The 15,882-nt window shown below is 62.8% G+C and carries 16 protein-coding genes; 4 read left to right on the plus strand and 12 right to left on the minus strand.

The features are described from left to right. From NKH57_RS27290 to NKH57_RS27340, 11 genes are all read right to left on the minus strand, one after another. Positions 1-810: cupin domain-containing protein (locus NKH57_RS27290; protein ID WP_352948982.1), on the minus strand; the 810-nt coding region annotated here is incomplete at its 3' end. 119 nt (positions 811-929) lie between these two features. Next, the gene (locus NKH57_RS27295) at positions 930-2,531 is read right to left on the minus strand and encodes an FGGY-family carbohydrate kinase (protein WP_352948985.1); all 1,602 of its coding nucleotides are present in this window, start codon (positions 2,529-2,531) and stop codon (positions 930-932) included. 134 nt (positions 2,532-2,665) lie between these two features. Beyond that, the gene (locus NKH57_RS27300) at positions 2,666-3,394 is read right to left on the minus strand and encodes an SDR family oxidoreductase (RefSeq protein WP_352948987.1); all 729 of its coding nucleotides are present in this window, start codon (positions 3,392-3,394) and stop codon (positions 2,666-2,668) included. Between the two features lie 22 nt (positions 3,395-3,416). Then, positions 3,417-4,676 (minus strand): sugar ABC transporter permease, encoded by a 1,260-nt coding sequence (locus NKH57_RS27305; protein WP_352948990.1) that lies wholly within the window; start codon positions 4,674-4,676, stop codon positions 3,417-3,419. Beyond that, complete coding sequence (locus NKH57_RS27310) at positions 4,673-5,506, minus strand: ATP-binding cassette domain-containing protein (protein WP_352602071.1); 834 nt, start codon at positions 5,504-5,506, stop codon at positions 4,673-4,675. The genes NKH57_RS27305 and NKH57_RS27310 overlap by 4 nt, the downstream gene beginning before the upstream one ends. Positions 5,507-5,595: 89 nt before the next feature. Continuing rightward, positions 5,596-6,660 carry an ABC transporter substrate-binding protein gene (locus tag NKH57_RS27315; RefSeq protein ID WP_352728864.1) on the minus strand — a complete coding sequence of 355 codons (1,065 nt, stop codon included), beginning with the start codon at positions 6,658-6,660 and terminating at the stop codon, positions 5,596-5,598. 277 nt (positions 6,661-6,937) lie between these two features. After that, positions 6,938-7,822 carry an AraC family transcriptional regulator gene (locus NKH57_RS27320; RefSeq protein WP_352948993.1) on the minus strand — a complete coding sequence of 295 codons (885 nt, stop codon included), beginning with the start codon at positions 7,820-7,822 and terminating at the stop codon, positions 6,938-6,940. A 282-nt stretch (positions 7,823-8,104) separates the two neighbouring features. Beyond that, complete coding sequence (locus NKH57_RS27325; protein WP_352948996.1) at positions 8,105-8,824, minus strand: DUF982 domain-containing protein; 720 nt, start codon at positions 8,822-8,824, stop codon at positions 8,105-8,107. 75 nt (positions 8,825-8,899) lie between these two features. Continuing rightward, positions 8,900-9,124 carry a hypothetical protein gene (locus tag NKH57_RS27330; protein WP_352948998.1) on the minus strand — a complete coding sequence of 75 codons (225 nt, stop codon included), beginning with the start codon at positions 9,122-9,124 and terminating at the stop codon, positions 8,900-8,902. A gap of 65 nt (positions 9,125-9,189) precedes the next feature. Beyond that, on the minus strand, positions 9,190-10,821 hold the full coding sequence (gene groL, locus NKH57_RS27335; protein WP_352949001.1) for a chaperonin GroEL: 1,632 nt from the start codon (positions 10,819-10,821) through the stop codon (positions 9,190-9,192). 58 nt (positions 10,822-10,879) lie between these two features. Continuing rightward, entirely contained in the window at positions 10,880-11,194 is a 315-nt protein-coding gene (locus NKH57_RS27340; protein ID WP_352949003.1) for a co-chaperone GroES, read from the minus strand. 351 nt (positions 11,195-11,545) lie between these two features. Here NKH57_RS27340 and NKH57_RS27345 point away from each other — a divergent pair, with 351 nt between their 5' ends. The 3 genes from NKH57_RS27345 (at position 11,546) to NKH57_RS27355 (ending at position 13,428) form a co-directional block, all read left to right on the plus strand. Further along, positions 11,546-11,890 (plus strand): hypothetical protein, encoded by a 345-nt coding sequence (locus NKH57_RS27345; RefSeq protein ID WP_352949006.1) that lies wholly within the window; start codon positions 11,546-11,548, stop codon positions 11,888-11,890. A 31-nt stretch (positions 11,891-11,921) separates the two neighbouring features. After that, positions 11,922-12,200: an usg protein gene (locus NKH57_RS27350; RefSeq protein ID WP_352949009.1), complete on the plus strand. Its 279-nt coding sequence runs from the start codon at positions 11,922-11,924 to the stop codon at positions 12,198-12,200. A 337-nt stretch (positions 12,201-12,537) separates the two neighbouring features. Then, the gene (locus NKH57_RS27355; protein ID WP_352949011.1) at positions 12,538-13,428 is read left to right on the plus strand and encodes a hypothetical protein; all 891 of its coding nucleotides are present in this window, start codon (positions 12,538-12,540) and stop codon (positions 13,426-13,428) included. Positions 13,429-13,620: 192 nt separating this feature from the next. Here NKH57_RS27355 and NKH57_RS27360 read toward each other — a convergent pair whose 3' ends face one another. Next, a complete protein-coding gene (locus NKH57_RS27360) occupies positions 13,621-14,709 on the minus strand; it encodes a transporter substrate-binding domain-containing protein (RefSeq protein WP_352949013.1) in 1,089 nt (362 codons plus the stop codon). Positions 14,710-15,463: 754 nt separating this feature from the next. Here NKH57_RS27360 and NKH57_RS27365 point away from each other — a divergent pair. Continuing rightward, positions 15,464-15,853, plus strand: a complete 390-nt coding sequence (locus NKH57_RS27365) for a hypothetical protein (protein WP_352602208.1) — start codon at positions 15,464-15,466, stop codon at positions 15,851-15,853. The last annotated feature ends 29 nt before the right edge of the window (positions 15,854-15,882 follow it).

The raw sequence follows: 15,882 nt of genomic DNA on the forward strand, positions 1-15,882 counted from the left end.
GTCCGCCTTTCTCTTTATCTTCCCCCCCCCCCCCCCCTCCAGCCCCCATCCATTTCTAGGGCGGGCCTTGTTGCCATTCGGGTGTCGGGGGGGGGGCCCGCGCGCGTGGGGGCCCCCGCGCGCCTCGATCAGCATGCCGACATGATAATCGGACCGCCCCAAGGCGGCATAGGTGAGGTGTTTGGACTGACCACCGAACCGCGCCCCCTCGCCTTCCTGTTTCCATTCGAGAGAATCGCTGGCGATCGGCGGGATCGGCGCGGCCGGGGGTCTGGTGACACCGGTCGTGCCATCCGACGGCGACGGATCGCCGGCGGCAAGGCCGGTATCCTCGCCATCCCAGTAGCTTCGGGTTGCCGCGAGATCGAATATCGCGCGGTTGCCCAGCGCGCGCACCAGAACCTTGTTGGAGGCGGTGTAGACGACGACGTCGTTCGGGTTGCGCTCGCCGACGATGACATAGCGGCACGGCGCGTCGCTGGTGTTGATGAGGCAATGCCCCGCCGCCGCACCCGCCGGAAAGCAGATATAATCGCCGGCCTTCATGGCATAGGCGGCGTCGCCGACATAAGTGGTGAGCGTTCCTTCGAGGATGAAGACATGCTCTTCCTCGAGAATGTGGTAATGCTTCGGCGAGTTCTGCTTGCCCGCCGGCAACTCCTCGATCGCCACGCCGACATGGTGATTTTCGCCCAGCGCGGCCAGCGACAAATGCCGGTAGCGCACGCTGAAGCGTGGCACGGCGGACCATTCCGTCCATGGCACCTCATCCGATGCGAATGGCACGGGCGGTTTCGCTTCGTCTGCCATCGAGCCTCCTGGTCCTGCCGCCCTGCCCTCGTCGCGACAGAACAAAGCTGCCAGCTTCCGGCATCATCGCCAAGCGGTGTTCGCCACACTCCTGACAAAGCCGGGCAGAAGCTGCCCGTTTAACCCCTGATCGCCTTGCCGGCTTGCTGCAGCAGCTCGAACGCGGCGAAGCGCTTGGCATGCCAGCCGGCCAGCGTAGCGTCGGGATGATAGACCTCGCCGAGTTCCGACATGCCGGCCATGGCCGCCGCGACATCCTTGTAGGTTCCCGCGGCGACAGCGCCCAGCATCGCCGAGCCGAGCAGCACCGGCTCCGGCGAGGTCGACGCGACCACCACCATGCCAGTCGTGTCGGCCAGCAGCTGGCGCACCAGCGGGCTTTGGCCAGCGCCGCCGCTGACGACGATGGTGTCCACCGGGATGCCTTTCTCATGCTCGGCCCGCACGATCTGGCGCGCGCCGTAGCCGAGCCCGCAAACGCCGGCGACATAGAGCCCGACCAGGCTATCGAGACTGGTGTCGAGATCGAGCCCAGCAATCAGCGCGCGCGCATCCGGATCGGCGAAGGGCGCGCGGTTGCCGAGGAATTCCGGCACGACATGGATGCCGCCGACCAGGGCCGGCGTCGCCGCGGCGCCGTTGCGGCTTTGCGCCTGCAGCGACAGCCAGGCGCTCAGGCTGAGGCCGTCGGCCTGCGCCCTCGCCATGGCTTCGCCGCTTGCCGGGTGCATGCGCACCAGATGGTCGATGGCCGCACCCGCCGCCGATTGGCCGCCCTCGTTCAGCCACAGGCCCGGCACCATGGCCGAGAAATATGGTCCCCAGACGCCGTCGACGAAGGCCGGTTGCGCCGTCGATGACATGGTGCAGGCCGAGGTGCCGAAGACATAGGCCATGCGTGACAGAACGCTGCCGAACGCGCCGCGCGCGCCGACCGTGCCGACCCCGCCGGCATGGGCATCGATCAGGCCTGCCGCCACCGCGGTAGCGCCGATGAGCCCAAGGTCCGCTGCTGCCTGCGCGGTCAGTCCACCACCGAGTGCGGCGCCTGCCAGTACGATCTCGGTGCCGATGCGGGCGAACCCCTCATCGGCGAGCGCGCCGAGGCCGATCTTGCGGAAATAGGCCTCGTCCCAGCGGCTCTCATGCGCCAGATACGTCCATTTGCAGGTCACCGTGCAGACCGAGCGCGCAAGGCTGCCGGTCGCCCGCCAGGTGAGGAAGTCCGCGAGGTCCAGGAACTGCCAGGCGGCATTGAAAGTGGCGGGCAGGTTTTCGGCCAGCCACAGGAGTTTCGGCGTTTCCATCTCCGGCGAGATGACGCCGCCGACATAATTCAGCACCGCCTCGCCGCTGCGGTTGATGCGGCGCGTCTGCTCGACCGCACGATGATCCATCCAGACGATGATGTTGCGTTCGGCATTGCCGGACGGGCCAACCGGCAACGGCACGCCGCCCTCGCCCAGCACCACCAACGAACAGGTGGCATCGAAGCCGATGCCGGCGATCGCCTCGGGCGCTACGCCCGATTGCGCGACGGCCGCGCGGACGACGATACACACCGCCCGCCAGATGTTATCGCTCGACTGCTCGACAATATCGCCGGCCTCGCGCCAGACCTCGATGTCCTGCTTGGCCGAGGCAAGCAGGTTTCCGGTGTGGTCGAACACCCCGGCCCGCGCGCTGCCGGTGCCGACGTCGATGCCGAGATAGTGGGGCATGGGGGAGAAACCTTTGGTTTAGCGAATAGGGAATAGGGAATAGGGAATAGGGAATAGCGAATAGCGAATAGCGAATAGCGAATAGGTAAGTCGTTGGATTCTTCCCTATTCGCTACTCCCTATTCGCTACTCACTTAGAGATCATTGCTCTGCGGCAATATCACCAGATCCCGGATCGTCACGTTTCTTGGCCGGGTCAGCATGAACATGACGGCCTCGGCCACTTCGCGCGGCTGCATCAGGCCGCCGGCGGCGAGCTCTTCCTCGAGCTTGGCCTTCGGCCAGTCGTCGACCAGTGCCGTCACCACTGGGCCCGGCGCCACGGCGCCGACGCGTAGCCCGTGCTTGGCGACCTGCCGACGCACGGTATGGACGAAGGCCTGCACGGCGTGCTTGGAGGCTGTGTAGATCGGCTCCCAGACCACAGGGACCAGCCCGGCGATCGAACTGGTGACGATGATGTCGCCGGTCTTGCGTTCGATCATGTGCGGCAGCACCGCCTGTATCGAGCGGAAGCAGGCATTGATGTTGAGGTTGAGCATGCGATCCCAGACATCGGGATCGCCGGTCGCCACCTCGCCGCCGACATAGGCGCCGGCATTGGCATGGAAGATGTCGAGTTGGCCGGCCTTCTCCAGAACCTGCGGCATCATGGTGGCGACGCTCGCCGGCTGCACCAGATCGATCACCAGCGGGATCGCCTTGGGGCCAAGCTCGGCGCACAGTTTGTTCAGCGTCGCCTCGGCGCGGTCGACCAGCACCACGGTGGCGCCGGCCGCCAGCATATGCCGGGCGCATTCGAGACCGATGCCTGATGCCGCGCCGGTGACGGCGGCAACTTTTCCGGACAGTTCTTCGCTCATGTCTTGCTTCCTGTTGATGGGTTCAAGCCCGGCCATGAGAGACACGCGAGCGGCGTGCCAGCGAGTCGACGATGACTGCAATGGCAAGCACGGCGCCGGTGATCATGTACCGAAGCGACGAGGACAGATCGAGCAGCGTCAGGCCGCTGGCGATCGACTGGATGACGATGATGCCGAGCAATGCCGAATAGGCGCTGCCGCGGCCGCCGAACAGGCTGGTGCCGCCGATGACGGCCGCCGCGATGGCGTTGAGGTTGACGTCGCCGGTACCGGCCTGCTGACTGGCCGAGGCAAGGCGGGCCGCCGACAGCACGCCGCCGAAAGCCGCAAACATCGAGCACAGCACGAAGGCGCTCGAATAGATCAGCCGCACATTGATGCCGGCGCGCCGTGCCGCCTCGCGGTTGCCGCCGACCGCCGACATCGAACGACCCCATTTCGTCCGCGTCAGCGCGTAATGCATTGATATGACAAGGCCGACGAACAGACCGAACATCCACGGAATGCCGCGCGCCTGGTTGAGATAGAAGACGATGAGTTCGAGAATGACCGTGATGACGATCGCGCGCGTGATGAGACCGCTCGTCGAACGTGCCGACAGGTTGGCGGCGCGGCGGCGCGCAACGGTGCGCAGGCCGGTGATCAGCATGACGATGCCGGGAACGGCCGCCAGCCCGAACGACAAGAATTTAGGCATCACCAGCAGCTGGCCGAAATTCACCAGGTTCGAGCCGTAAGGCAGGTTGATCGAACCGGTCGAGCCGAGGATGTAGAGCTGCAGGCCAAGCACCGCCAGCAGGCCGGCCAATGTCGAGACGAAGCTCGGCATGCCGAGCCGGTTGAACAGCAGCGCATAGAGCGCGCCGATGAAGCCGCCCACGGCGATAGCGGCGAGAATGGCGAGCGCCACCGGCCAGCCCTGGTTGACCCACAGCGTGCCGACCATCGCCGAGGCAAAGCCGCTGATCGAACCGACCGACAGGTCGATCTCGCCAACCATCAAAACGCAGACGATGCCGAGCGAGATGACGCCGACTGTCGAGCAATCGAACAGCAGATTGACCAGGTTGCTGCTCGACAGGAAGATCGGGTTGATGCTGGCGAACACCGTCCAGATGATGACCAGCCCGACGATGACCGGCAACGAGCCGAGATCGCCGGAGCGGACCCGGTCAAAGAACCTTCGGATGGCGCCGCTTAAGCCGGCCTCGTGCTTGACGCGCACATCGGCGCGGTCGAGCTGCGGTGCGACTGGGGGAGCTTGTTGCACGTCGCGGTTCATGGGCGCGGCTCCTGGGTCTGATCCTGCCGGGGAGTTTGCTGGGACTGTCTGCGCTCGGCGCGTCGTGACACCGAATTGTTCGACGCGCCAGTGATGGCGCTGACCAGTTCCTGGTTCGAGGCATCGGGGGAGAAGATGCCGTTGTTGCGGCCGAGCCGCAGCACGACGATGCGGTCGGCGACAGCGCGCACGTCTTCCATGTTGTGGCTGATGATGACGACGCCGAGGCCGCGGTCGCGCACCCGCTCGATCAGATTGAGCACTTCCGCCGTCTGCGCCACACCGAGCGCCGCCGTCGGCTCGTCAAGCAGGATAAGCTTGGGTTCGAGCAGCAGCGAGCGGGCGATCGCCACCGTCTGGCGCTGGCCGCCCGACAGTGAGGCAACGACTTCGCGGACACTGGGGATGCGCGCCGACAGCTCGTTGAGCAGCGTCCAGGCGCGGACTTCCATCGCCACCTCGTCCAGCCGCAGCGGGCTGAGTTCGCGGCCGAGGAAGATGTTGGCGACGATGTCGAGGTTCTCGCATAGCGCGAGATCCTGGAACACGGTGGCGATGCCGAGCGTCAGTGCCGCACTCGGGTCGGCCAGCGTCACCTGCTTGCCGCGATAGCTGATCGTGCCCGAGCTCGGCTGATGCACGCCGGCCAGGATCTTGACCAAGGTCGACTTGCCGGCGCCATTGTCGCCGACCAGCGCAACCACCTCGCCGGCATGGACGTCGAGATCGATGTCGGTGAGCGCCGAGACGGCGCCGAAATGCTTCGAAATGCCGCGCAGGCTGAGCACCAGCTCGCCTGTCGGAACCGGTCCGTCCGGGGTGTCAATCATGCCAGAGACCTTTCAAAGACCGGTTCGAGGAAGTGCGCTGTCTGGCCACCGCGCGGGCGGCCAGACAGCGGAGCAGGCAAGGGTCGCGGTCAGTTCCCGATGCCCAGCTTCTTGCAGCCTTCCGCGTAACGATCGACGCAGAGTTCGGCCGCGGTGTTTATCTTCTTGTCGATGATCTCGGCCTTCAGGTTTTCCTGCGTCACCACCGCCGGCGTGAACAGCTGCGAGGGCGTGTCGTACAGCGTCATCTCGGCCTTCGGCTTCTCGCCCGAAAGCAGCTTGATGGCGACGTTGGCGGCAGCCGCCGCCACGATCTCGCTCGGCTTGGAGATGGTGTTGTACTGGTCGCCGGCGATGATCAGCTGCAGTGCCGCGATCGTCGCGTCATTGCCGGTCACCGGCGGCACCGGATCGACGCCGGCAGCCTTGAAGGCCGCGATGGCACCGCCACCGGTGCCGTCATTGGCCGCGACCACGCCGAGGATCTTCGGACCGAAGCGGGTGATCTGGCCGCCGGCCCATTGCTGCGCCTTCGGCGGAGCCCATTCCGGCGTGTCGTATTCGGCCAGGATTTGGTAGCCGCTGTTGTCGAGACCTTCGTGGATGCCCTTCTTGATCAGGCCGGCCGCCGCGTCGGTCGGCGAGCCGTTGATCTGCAGTACGCCGCCGGTCGCCGGATCGACCTTGAGCGCCTTCAGGTGCTCGACCAGCGAGTCGGCGATGGCCTTGCCGATGCCTTCATTGTTGAACGAGACATAGAAGTCGGCTGGTGCTGTCGGGATCGGCCGGTCATAGGCGATGACCTTGATGCCCTGGCTCTGCGCCAGCTTGACCAGCGAGGCTGCGGCGGTCGAGTCGACCGGGTCGAGCACGATCGCCTTGGCGCCTTGCGAGATCACCGAGTTGAACTGCTGCTGCTGGCGCGAGGCGTCGGCATCGGCGTTCTGGTAGAGCACTTTGCAGCCAGGGCACAGCTTCTTCATCTCGGCGGCGAAGCCAGGATAATCATGCTGCTCGTAGCGGGTCGAGGCCTGGTCGGGCATCAGGAAGGCCACGGTGGCGTCGGTGACCGGCTCGGCAAAGGCAGCCGTGCCACCGAGGAGAGAGAGCGCGAGCGCTGCCGCACCGGTCGATTTCCAAGCAAATCTGGTCATTCGAATGTCTCCGTTTCAAAAATGGTTTCACGAAACCTGATCGCCACATGGCGCCAAGCTTGACTTCAAGTCCGACTGTTGCGAGGAGTGCGACCCGCGCCCCTCTGGCGGATCTGCTCGATCCCCAGCCAGCCGTTAACGCATCCTCCTGGGCATGATCGAAGACGATCAGCCACAGTTGCTGGATTTCAGGACAAGCGATCTCCAGCACGGGACGCCTCGAGCGCATCCCGCGTCATTCCTTCCCTAAGTCTCGGCTCCTCCCGGTTCCTCCCTGTTAGGCGGCAATCTCCGCATTGATGTTTTCCGCCAGCAATATCCGGAAACGCGAAGGCGACATGCCCTTCTGCGCCAGGAACCGGCGGTTGAAGTTCGAGATATTGTTGTAGCCGGCGGCGTAGCAGATCTCGGTGATCGACATCTGGCCTTCGCTCATCAACAGCTGGCAGGCGAGATTGATGCGCAGCCGGTTCACATATTCCACCAGCGCCATGCCGGTGTGGCGACGGAAGCTGCGCGAAAATGCGCTGGGGCTGCGCCCGGCGATTTCGGCAAGGTCGCCTTCGCTGAACGGCTCGGTCAGATGCCCATTGATGTAGGCCAGCGCCTTGTTGATGCCTGCCGACATGAAACCTGACGGATCGGGAAGATAACCGGCGCTGGTCAGGGTGCGCACATCACTGGCACGGCTCAGGATATCGAGCACGCCCATGAACAGCGAGAGGCGGCGCACGCCCTGCGCCTCGACCAGTTCGGCAAGCAGCGGCGCGGCAAGCTCGGCCGTCGCCGGCGAGAACAGTGCGCCGCGACGGCTGGTTTCCAGGATACCGGCGCAGGCGGCAAGTTCGGGAAGGGCCGCCGTCGATTCGGCGATGAATGCTTCCGAGAACTGGACGACACGTCCGCGCAGCGGCACACTTTCGCCCGGCGGTACGTCACTGACCCAGTTGTGCGGCAGATTGGGGCCGGTGAGCACTAGATTGCCCGGCTCGAACTCGCCGATAAAGTCGCCGACGAAGTAGCGGCCGGTGGTGGCGACGACCAGGTGGATCTCGTATTCAGGATGGAAATGCCAACGCACGGTGCGGAAGGGATAGCCGTGAGCCCACGCCTTGAACGACTCACCGCGTCTGATCTGGACGACTTCCAAGTCCGGATTCATGCCCGTTCCTCCCGGCACCGGTCCAGTCATGCGACCAGTTACAGCGCCCTCTCCGCAGGCCGCGTATGCCGCTCTCTGCAGTGATCAAAGCTTAGGCGGCAATCCCTGCCGCCGCCACCACGGTCTGTCCATCTGACCGATACTTTTTTGACGTTTTTGTGGTCAAAGAGAACGGCTGCCGGGAAAGATGGCTCCGGCTGCAAGGCAGCCAAGGAACCCGGAGCCCATGGTTGGGCGGTTTCTTCGAACCATTGGCAACGCCCGATCGGCCATGCGTCGTCGTCAACTCACCTCGTGCAGCGCACCATTCACTACCGCTGCCGGCGGCGACGCCATGTCCGGCACAAGTATGTCGTTGCGGCGCGCGAAGGTGACCAGGGTGGCCCGCACCGTCTCCGCATCGATCTCACCGGCGATGCCGGCCCTGCAAGCGTTGAGCGCGACGGCATGGGCGCCATTGCGGCTGGCGGCCGGCCAGTCCTGCAGCAGGGCATAGGCTTCCATCACGCTGTCGATCTTCCTCGGAAAACCCATTCCGACCAGAAGGGTGACCGGTTCCTTGAACTGCCCATGATTCATGGCTCGTGCCTCCTCTCGATTGTGCAGGACCTGCGGCGGACCGAAGACCGAAGAGCGCTGCCCGCCGGGGCTAGGGTGGGTGAGGCTGGACGTCTTGTATCGAGGATTGAATAGCCGTTTCGGCGCCGCCGATCGGGCCCGGATCGCCGCCCAGTTCGGTCCTGGCAGGCTCGATCCGCTCAGTTCGAGCTTGGCCGGCCCGACACTGGCCGCGCCGAGCGACGGAACGCATCGGCCCGGCGCCGGCAGCGCCCTGTGCGCCTTCACCAGCGCCTCCAGCCAAGCGACGACGGCAAGCGGAGACGGATTGCGGCCATCAAGCCAGGATGCGACCTCGCTTTGCGGACGGCCAAGTTCGGCCGCCAGGTCGCCCGCCTCCCATCTCAGTATTTTCAGGCATTCACGCAACCGGCCCGCAATCACGTCTCCACCTCCACAACAGCAAATGTCTTCCGTCGCATGCAACAGAACGAAGATCGCTAAACAGCGCTCGCCAATTCAGCCGCCGGCGGACGCCTTGGCGGCCGCCGACACCTGCTGCGCGGCAAGGAACATCAGCGTCGACGCCGCGGTGCGCCGGTTCCAGCCGGCGGCTTCGGCCATGTCGAGCAGCCCCGCCAGCAGCGGCTGCAGCGCGCTCCTGCATTCGGTCTCGTAGGCCAGGAATTCCTTTGCCTGATGCGTCGGCGCCGGTACGGATCCGAGGCCAGCCATTGCATCCATGTATACCTCCACTTTTTTCGACCGATGCCCGCTCCCCGTGGGGAGCGGGCGGATTGGTCGCGACCTCAGAAGTCCATGCCGGCGCCGGCCGGCATGGCAGGGGTGGCGGCTTCCTTCTTCGGCTTCTCGGCCACCATCGCTTCGGTGGTCACGAGCAGGCCGGCGACTGATGCCGCGTCCTGAAGAGCTGCGCGTACCACTTTCGCCGGGTCGATCACGCCCTGGCTGTAGAGATCGCCGAATTCGTTGGTCTGGGCGTTCCAACCCCAGCCGAACTCGCTCCTCTCGCGCAGCTTGCCGACGATAATCGAGCCCTCCGCGCCTGCATTCTCGGCGATCTGGCGGACCGGCGTTTCGATGGCGCGGCGAACGATCTCGACCCCGGTTCGCTGATCCGCATTGTCGGTCTGCACGGCATCGAGCGCCTTGGCGGCCCTCAGCAACGCGACGCCGCCGCCGGGCAGCACGCCCTCCTCCCCCGCAGCGCGGGTCGCGTGCAGCGCGTCGTCGACGCGATCTTTGCGCTCCCTGACCTCGACCTCGGTCGAGCCGCCGACCCGGATCACCGCGACGCCGCCGGCGAGCTTGGCCAGCCGCTCCTGCAGCTTCTCGCGGTCGTAGTCGGAGGTGGTCTCCTCGATCTGAGCCTTGATCTGGGCAATGCGGCCCTGGATCTCTTCCTTGCGCCCGACACCATCGACAATGGTGGTGTTCTCCTTCTCGATCACCACCTTCTTGGCGCGACCCAGCATCTGCAGCGTGACATTCTCCAGCTTGATGCCGAGATCCTCACTGATCGCGGTGCCGCCGGTGAGGATGGCGATATCCTCCAGCATGGCCTTGCGGCGGTCGCCGAAGCCTGGCGCCTTGACGGCCGCGACTTTGAGGCCGCCGCGCAGCTTGTTGACGACCAGCGTGGCCAGAGCCTCGCCCTCGACGTCCTCGGCGATGATCAGCAGCGGCTTGGAAGACTGCGCCGCGGCTTCGAGCACGGGCAGCATCGCCTGCAGGTTGGAGAGCTTCTTCTCGTGGATCAGCACATAGGGCTCCTCGAGCTCCACGCGCATCTTGTCCTGGTTGGTGATGAAATAGGGCGAGAGATAGCCGCGGTCGAACTGCATGCCTTCGACAACTTCGAGTTCGGTCTCGGCGGTCTTGGCTTCCTCGACCGTGATCACCCCTTCATTGCCGACCCTTTCCATCGCCTGGGCGAGGAAGCGGCCGATCTCGGCATCGCCATTGGCCGAAATGGTGCCGACCTGCGCGATTTCGTCGTTCCTGGTCACGTTGCGGGCATTGGCCTTCAGCTCGGCGACGACCGCATCGACCGCCTTGTCGATGCCGCGCTTCAAATCCATCGGGTTCATGCCGGCGGCAACGGCCTTCGCGCCTTCCTGGACGATGGCCTGCGCCAGAACGGTCGCCGTCGTGGTGCCGTCGCCGGCGATGTCGCTGGTCTTGGAGGCCACCTCACGCACCATCTGCGCGCCCATGTTCTCGAACTTGTCCTCAAGCTCGATCTCCTTGGCGACAGTGACGCCGTCCTTGGTGATACGCGGCGCGCCGAATGACTTGTCGATGACGACGTTGCGCCCCTTGGGGCCGAGCGTCACCTTCACCGCGTTGGCGAGGATGTCGACGCCGCGCAGCATCTTCTCGCGCGCTTCGGTATGGAATTTCACCTCTTTGGCAGCCATTGGATCAGTCCTTCATCTAGGCAGCATTCGTTGACTGGGTTGGATCTGGAAGAAGCCGTCATGCAGCCTTCTTCACTTGCTCGGCGTGCTCGATCACGCCCATCACGTCGCTTTCCTTCATGATGAGCAAATCCTGGCCGTCGAGCCGGATCTCGGTGCCCGACCATTTGCCGAACAGGATGCGATCGCCGACCTTGACGTCGAGCTCGGTCAGCTTGCCGCTGTCGTCGCGCGCGCCGGGACCCGTGGCGAGCACCTCGCCTTCCTGCGGCTTTTCCTTGGCGGTGTCAGGAATGATGATGCCGCCCGCCGTCTTTTCCTCGGCTTCGACGCGGCGGACCAGGATACGGTCATGCAATGGACGGAACGCCATTTCGTTCTCCTCTTGGACAAACATATTTTTACGGCTCCTCCGCGCCGGGACCGGTGATGTCGGACCGGCACGGGGACGCTGCGACCCTTTGCAGCATCGCGCGCGCATATCGAGCTAGTTTGCCAGTTTGCGGTTTCAAGAGCCCGGCCAAAAAAATTTGGCACTCGACCACCACGAGTGCCAAAAGCCTGTTAACGCAGGCTTATTCCGCGAGGACGCCCTTATTCCGCGAGGACGGGCCGCCGCTTGAATCTTCCGCCACCCTCCAACAAATTATCTCCCTGCCGGCGCCATCGCAGGCGCCGGAACCGCTTATCCTCCTACGGAGTTGTTCGCAGACGGAGCATATCGATGGAACGACAGACTTATTCACCGATCACTTCCACCCCGGCCGCCGAAACATCCGACCACGCGCTTGACCGCCTGCTCCAGCCGGCCAGCCACTTCAACCATCCCGAAGAGGTGCTGAGCGACGACACGCTCGACCTGTGGGAAAAGCGTGCCATCCTGTCTTCCTGGGCGTCGGATGCCTGCGCCGTCTATTCCATGCCGGCACTGCGCCAACCACCGGGCGCCAGCCAACTAGTGTCGTTCGACCAGATCATGGACGCGCTGTTCAAGCTCGACGGTGACGCCTCGGCGCCACCTCATGAGCCCGGCGAGTTCCCTCATCTCTTCGACAGGCTGGGCGCCTGATATCCGACAGAAAGACAGAAAGGAGAAACGAATGGTCGCAAGCGTCAGCAAGGAATTCCGCCTCCAGATGGAAGGCTATGGCCTGACCACGGCAGAGATTCACTATCGCCTGCCCGACCATCCGAGCTTGCTTCAGCTCTATGTCTGGCAGGACTACGACCTTGCCCCCGACTTTCCCGAACTCCACGGGTTTTTATCCTACTGGGAGCGCGAACTCGAGGGTCCGCTGCATTCGGTTCGGGTGGCCCACCACCGGCTGATCCGGCCTTCGGAATGGCGAGTCATCGACGGCATCATCGCCATCCAGTAAGCGATTCGCACGGCTCGATCGCCGCACTCACCGGGATCCGATAAACAACCTCAGCATCGCCGCGCGAGCGTCCCGGCCCGAGGCTTCGCTCTATGCCCAGATCACTTTGATTATCGACAGTCCAATGACTGAGCATGGCGTGGCCAAGGAATCGGCTTCAAAGGTTCGTCGCCTGCATGACTTAAGCAACTATATTAGTTGCTGATGAATTATATTTGACAAACGATTTTGGCGCCAGGATAACTATTTTTGCCGGACTCCACTTCAACCATTATTTAACTGCCGTGCTTCATTCTGTGTATTGCACCCAAGGTATGTGAAATTCAAGGATCGCTCGATGCAGATCACCTCGGACCTAACCTTCACGATACAGAAGCTGATGTCGGCCAGAAGCGGTTTTGCCGGCGCCGGCCAGCCGACCTTCGTCAAAGCGGGTACAGCGCTGCGGACCGAGGACCCGATCATTCGTCCGGGCGCGACCGGCAACGAGGACGGCATCGAATACGATCCGTTCAGCGGCTTCGGCCAGACCTCCAAGACCGATGTGCCGGCGACTTCGTCCATCGGCGCGGCTTCTACGACTACGGCGGACGACCCCTATATGCTGGCCGGCAAGGCCAATTATGGCGAACTCTATGCCGAGTATACGCGCTTCATTATCTCGATGGTCGAGGCGGACCGCCGGCACGAAGACTCCACCGTTGCCCGCTATTTCATCCCTGCCGGCGAGACGCGGGAAACGGTGATGGCAATGGACGAGCATGACTATATTTGGGCTGTCGAGGACGAGATGGGGGCCGCCGCCGACCGCAGCCCGCAGGCGCAGGCGTACAAGGCGATCAGCAACCAAAGCCTTAGCTACGCCGACGCAAGCAGGATGACTTCCGATTCATTGTTCAGCTTGCAGAAGGCATTGCCGGCTCTGAACGCGGCGTTGGCGCGCATCAGTCCCGAGGTCGTTGAGGCGCGTCTGCAAAGTATCGGCGACGACCCGAAGCTCCAACGTCTCGCGCAACTGATAGCCAAGAGCGATATTCTCTTCGCCAAGACCGACCTACGCTACGTCGACAGGATCATCAAAGGTATCGAGAGTGGCTTCAATAAGATTGATGGCGATATCCTGGTGAAGAATGACCAAGGCCAGTATCAGCTTGGTGATTTCTCGATCTCGTTCAAGGGCGAGGTGATGCTGACCTCCAAGGACACATTCAAAGCGTTCACGGGCTGAGTCTCGTCGCGGCGCCCGTCGCCTCGGCGTGAAATCTCCCGGTGCTGACCTATCGTTCGAGCCCTACCCCCGCCATATTATTCGGCAAACCGCTCTGCCAGATCCATGGGCCTTGGCCGCAAGCCGAAATAGTCGGTTTCGGTTGAGCGATGGGGCGGGAGCCAAACCCTCACCGCCGATTGCCTCCCAACATCATTCAGTAGACCCAAAATACTTGGTCCGCAGATCATCGATCTCGCCCGCATCATGAGCGCCAAGCACCTCTATCGTCAGGGGGCGGGTCAGGAGGCTCTGTCGCGGAAGCGCGAAGCCGTACTTGTCAGGTTCGAACAGCGGCCCGACCACCTTCACCGGTAGATCGGGGTGGGTATGGGCGTGGTATTCGAGAACGGGGGCATCGGCGATGATTGCAGCGACGTCGCCATTCACAAGACCCTCGACGGCGCGATCGAGCCCAGCGTAGGTGAGGGTTTGCAGCCCCTGTTGCCGAGCAAAATCCTCCTCGACGGTGCCCGTCAGCACACCGACCGGCCTGTCGGTCAGATCGGCGAGGCCATTGATCTTGTTTGTGAGAGAAAGGGTGGTCATCACGCTCGTCACCGACGAGGTGACATAGGCAAGGACAGCGATACCACAGGCCAGCCATAGCCCCTGCCAGATACGGCCGACCCAGCCGAACAGGTTCTTTCGCGAAGGCGACTTGCCGGATGTCGCGACAGACATCACCGTATAGAAGCTCTCGGCAAAGCCGTCGCGCCACCGCTTGGGAAAAGCCTCGTCGAACTGGCGATCGAAGAAGGTGAGCAGGACCGTGACAGCCAGGATGATCAAGGCGATCCAGGCATAGGCTTTCAGGAAGCCGGCATCGCTAAGACCCGCGATCAGGTTGCCGAAGCCCTTTCCCTGATCCGTGCTGATCATGATCCGCATGCCGCCGTCGAACCAGGGCTGGGTGAAGTCGAGCAGTTCGGCGCGGGATTGATTGATCGTCAAATTTGTGACCGCTACGTCGACTTTGCCGGAAGCGGTCGCCACAACCAGATCGCGAATGGTGTCGAACTGGACGTAGCGATACTGGCGGCCGAGTTTAGCCGCGAGGCCCTCCCAAAGATTGATCGCCATGCCGGTGAACTGCCCCTTATCTTTCATGACGAAGGGAGGGTTGACAAAGAGGCCGACGTTCAAGGGCTCGGAAGGCTGTTGCGCCTCGGCTGCAACTTGCGGCCACAACAACATCAGGAACAGAATGAAGGAGCCGGCTAGCCTGCACCAGGTCCGCATGGCAATCCTTTCCTTGTTGGCATCTCAACCCGGTCGAGGAAGGCAAGGGAATTTCGCCAGAAACCGGAAAGCCTGGCGCGTCCATGGAAGAGCGGCGACCGGCCCTCGCGCGGTGTTGCCGGGCACGTGCAGAACGGTCCGATCGGCTGTTTTGCGGCATGCGGCAGCTCGGAAAACAACCTTTCGTGCCGGCGGCTTTTCTTTCGGATGCATGCAACGGCCTGGCCAGTAACGAAAACAGGATTTACAACACATCAGGCCATGCCCTATCCAAAAAGAAGTCATTCAGTGATACGCCATTTTCATTTTGGTATGCTTTTGAAACAACAAGATTATATATTTGCAAATCGGTATGGATTACAGAAATAAGTTATATTCATATGTCTCCATGATTTTCCGACAACGTCATTTCAGTATCTGCTAAGACATCATCGCGATTTCCAGACTATTTTCCATATTATTAAGCATTTGCAAAATTCAACCCGCGCTATGGCGCTTTTTTCTTGCCACAGGCCGACTTCGGATGCAGCTTTTTTGGCAACAGCATCCGCGTCCGCGGATTGCTGCATGCTTGGGCGGACGGGCGCTAAGCATGGAAAGGTAAATCGACATCCGCTGATGCGGACTCCCGTGAGCTCGATCCTGCCCGCTCTTCTTTTGAGACTGTGGACCATCTCCATCCCAGGCTGCTCTCGGTCGTCGAGCCACACATTTGACGGAAACCCGCAGCCGCCAGCCAGTCGAGGAATGAATGATGAAATTCACAGTCTACGCGATCATCGCCACTGCCTTGGTGGCGGTCGCCGGATGCACCACCGATGACTATGATGGTTGTCGCGGAAACGGCTGCCTGGTCGATCGGCCTCAGCAAAAAAATCGGAAGATCGATGACCGGCCGCAATACGACAGGAACGGCAATCCGAACTTCGATACGCGTGGCCGCTACATCGGCTGCCATGGGCTGGGATGCAAGGTCGACGACCCTGATGATGGCGATCAAAGCATCGACGACAGGCCGCAGTACGATAAGCAAGGCAATCCGAACTTCGATACGCAGGGCAATTACCAGGGATGCCACGGCATCGGCTGCGAGGTCGACACGCCAGCCGATGACAGCCCGTCGGACGATGACGATTCCAATTGACAGGCCTCGCGGCCAACAAGGAGGCTGAT

Source organism: Mesorhizobium sp. M1050 (genome assembly GCF_040318715.1).
In the GTDB taxonomy this organism is placed as follows: domain Bacteria; phylum Pseudomonadota; class Alphaproteobacteria; order Rhizobiales; family Rhizobiaceae; genus Mesorhizobium.

Bases quoted from the DNA above. Each gene is read 5' to 3' on its own strand.
- NKH57_RS27295 (WP_352948985.1), bottom strand. From the start codon at position 2,531: ATGCCCCACTATCTCGGCATCGACGTCGGCACCGGCAGCGCGCGGGCC.
- NKH57_RS27300 (WP_352948987.1), bottom strand. From the start codon at position 3,394: ATGAGCGAAGAACTGTCCGGAAAAGTTGCCGCCGTCACCGGCGCGGCA.
- NKH57_RS27305 (WP_352948990.1), bottom strand. From the start codon at position 4,676: ATGAACCGCGACGTGCAACAAGCTCCCCCAGTCGCACCGCAGCTCGAC.
- NKH57_RS27310 (WP_352602071.1), bottom strand. From the start codon at position 5,506: ATGATTGACACCCCGGACGGACCGGTTCCGACAGGCGAGCTGGTGCTC.
- NKH57_RS27315 (WP_352728864.1), bottom strand. From the start codon at position 6,660: ATGACCAGATTTGCTTGGAAATCGACCGGTGCGGCAGCGCTCGCGCTC.
- NKH57_RS27320 (WP_352948993.1), bottom strand. From the start codon at position 7,822: ATGAATCCGGACTTGGAAGTCGTCCAGATCAGACGCGGTGAGTCGTTC.
- NKH57_RS27330 (WP_352948998.1), bottom strand. From the start codon at position 9,124: ATGGATGCAATGGCTGGCCTCGGATCCGTACCGGCGCCGACGCATCAG.
- groL (WP_352949001.1), bottom strand. From the start codon at position 10,821: ATGGCTGCCAAAGAGGTGAAATTCCATACCGAAGCGCGCGAGAAGATG.
- NKH57_RS27340 (WP_352949003.1), bottom strand. From the start codon at position 11,194: ATGGCGTTCCGTCCATTGCATGACCGTATCCTGGTCCGCCGCGTCGAA.
- NKH57_RS27345 (WP_352949006.1), top strand. From the start codon at position 11,546: ATGGAACGACAGACTTATTCACCGATCACTTCCACCCCGGCCGCCGAA.
- NKH57_RS27350 (WP_352949009.1), top strand. From the start codon at position 11,922: ATGGTCGCAAGCGTCAGCAAGGAATTCCGCCTCCAGATGGAAGGCTAT.
- NKH57_RS27355 (WP_352949011.1), top strand. From the start codon at position 12,538: ATGCAGATCACCTCGGACCTAACCTTCACGATACAGAAGCTGATGTCG.
- NKH57_RS27360 (WP_352949013.1), bottom strand. From the start codon at position 14,709: ATGCGGACCTGGTGCAGGCTAGCCGGCTCCTTCATTCTGTTCCTGATG.
- NKH57_RS27365 (WP_352602208.1), top strand. From the start codon at position 15,464: ATGAAATTCACAGTCTACGCGATCATCGCCACTGCCTTGGTGGCGGTC.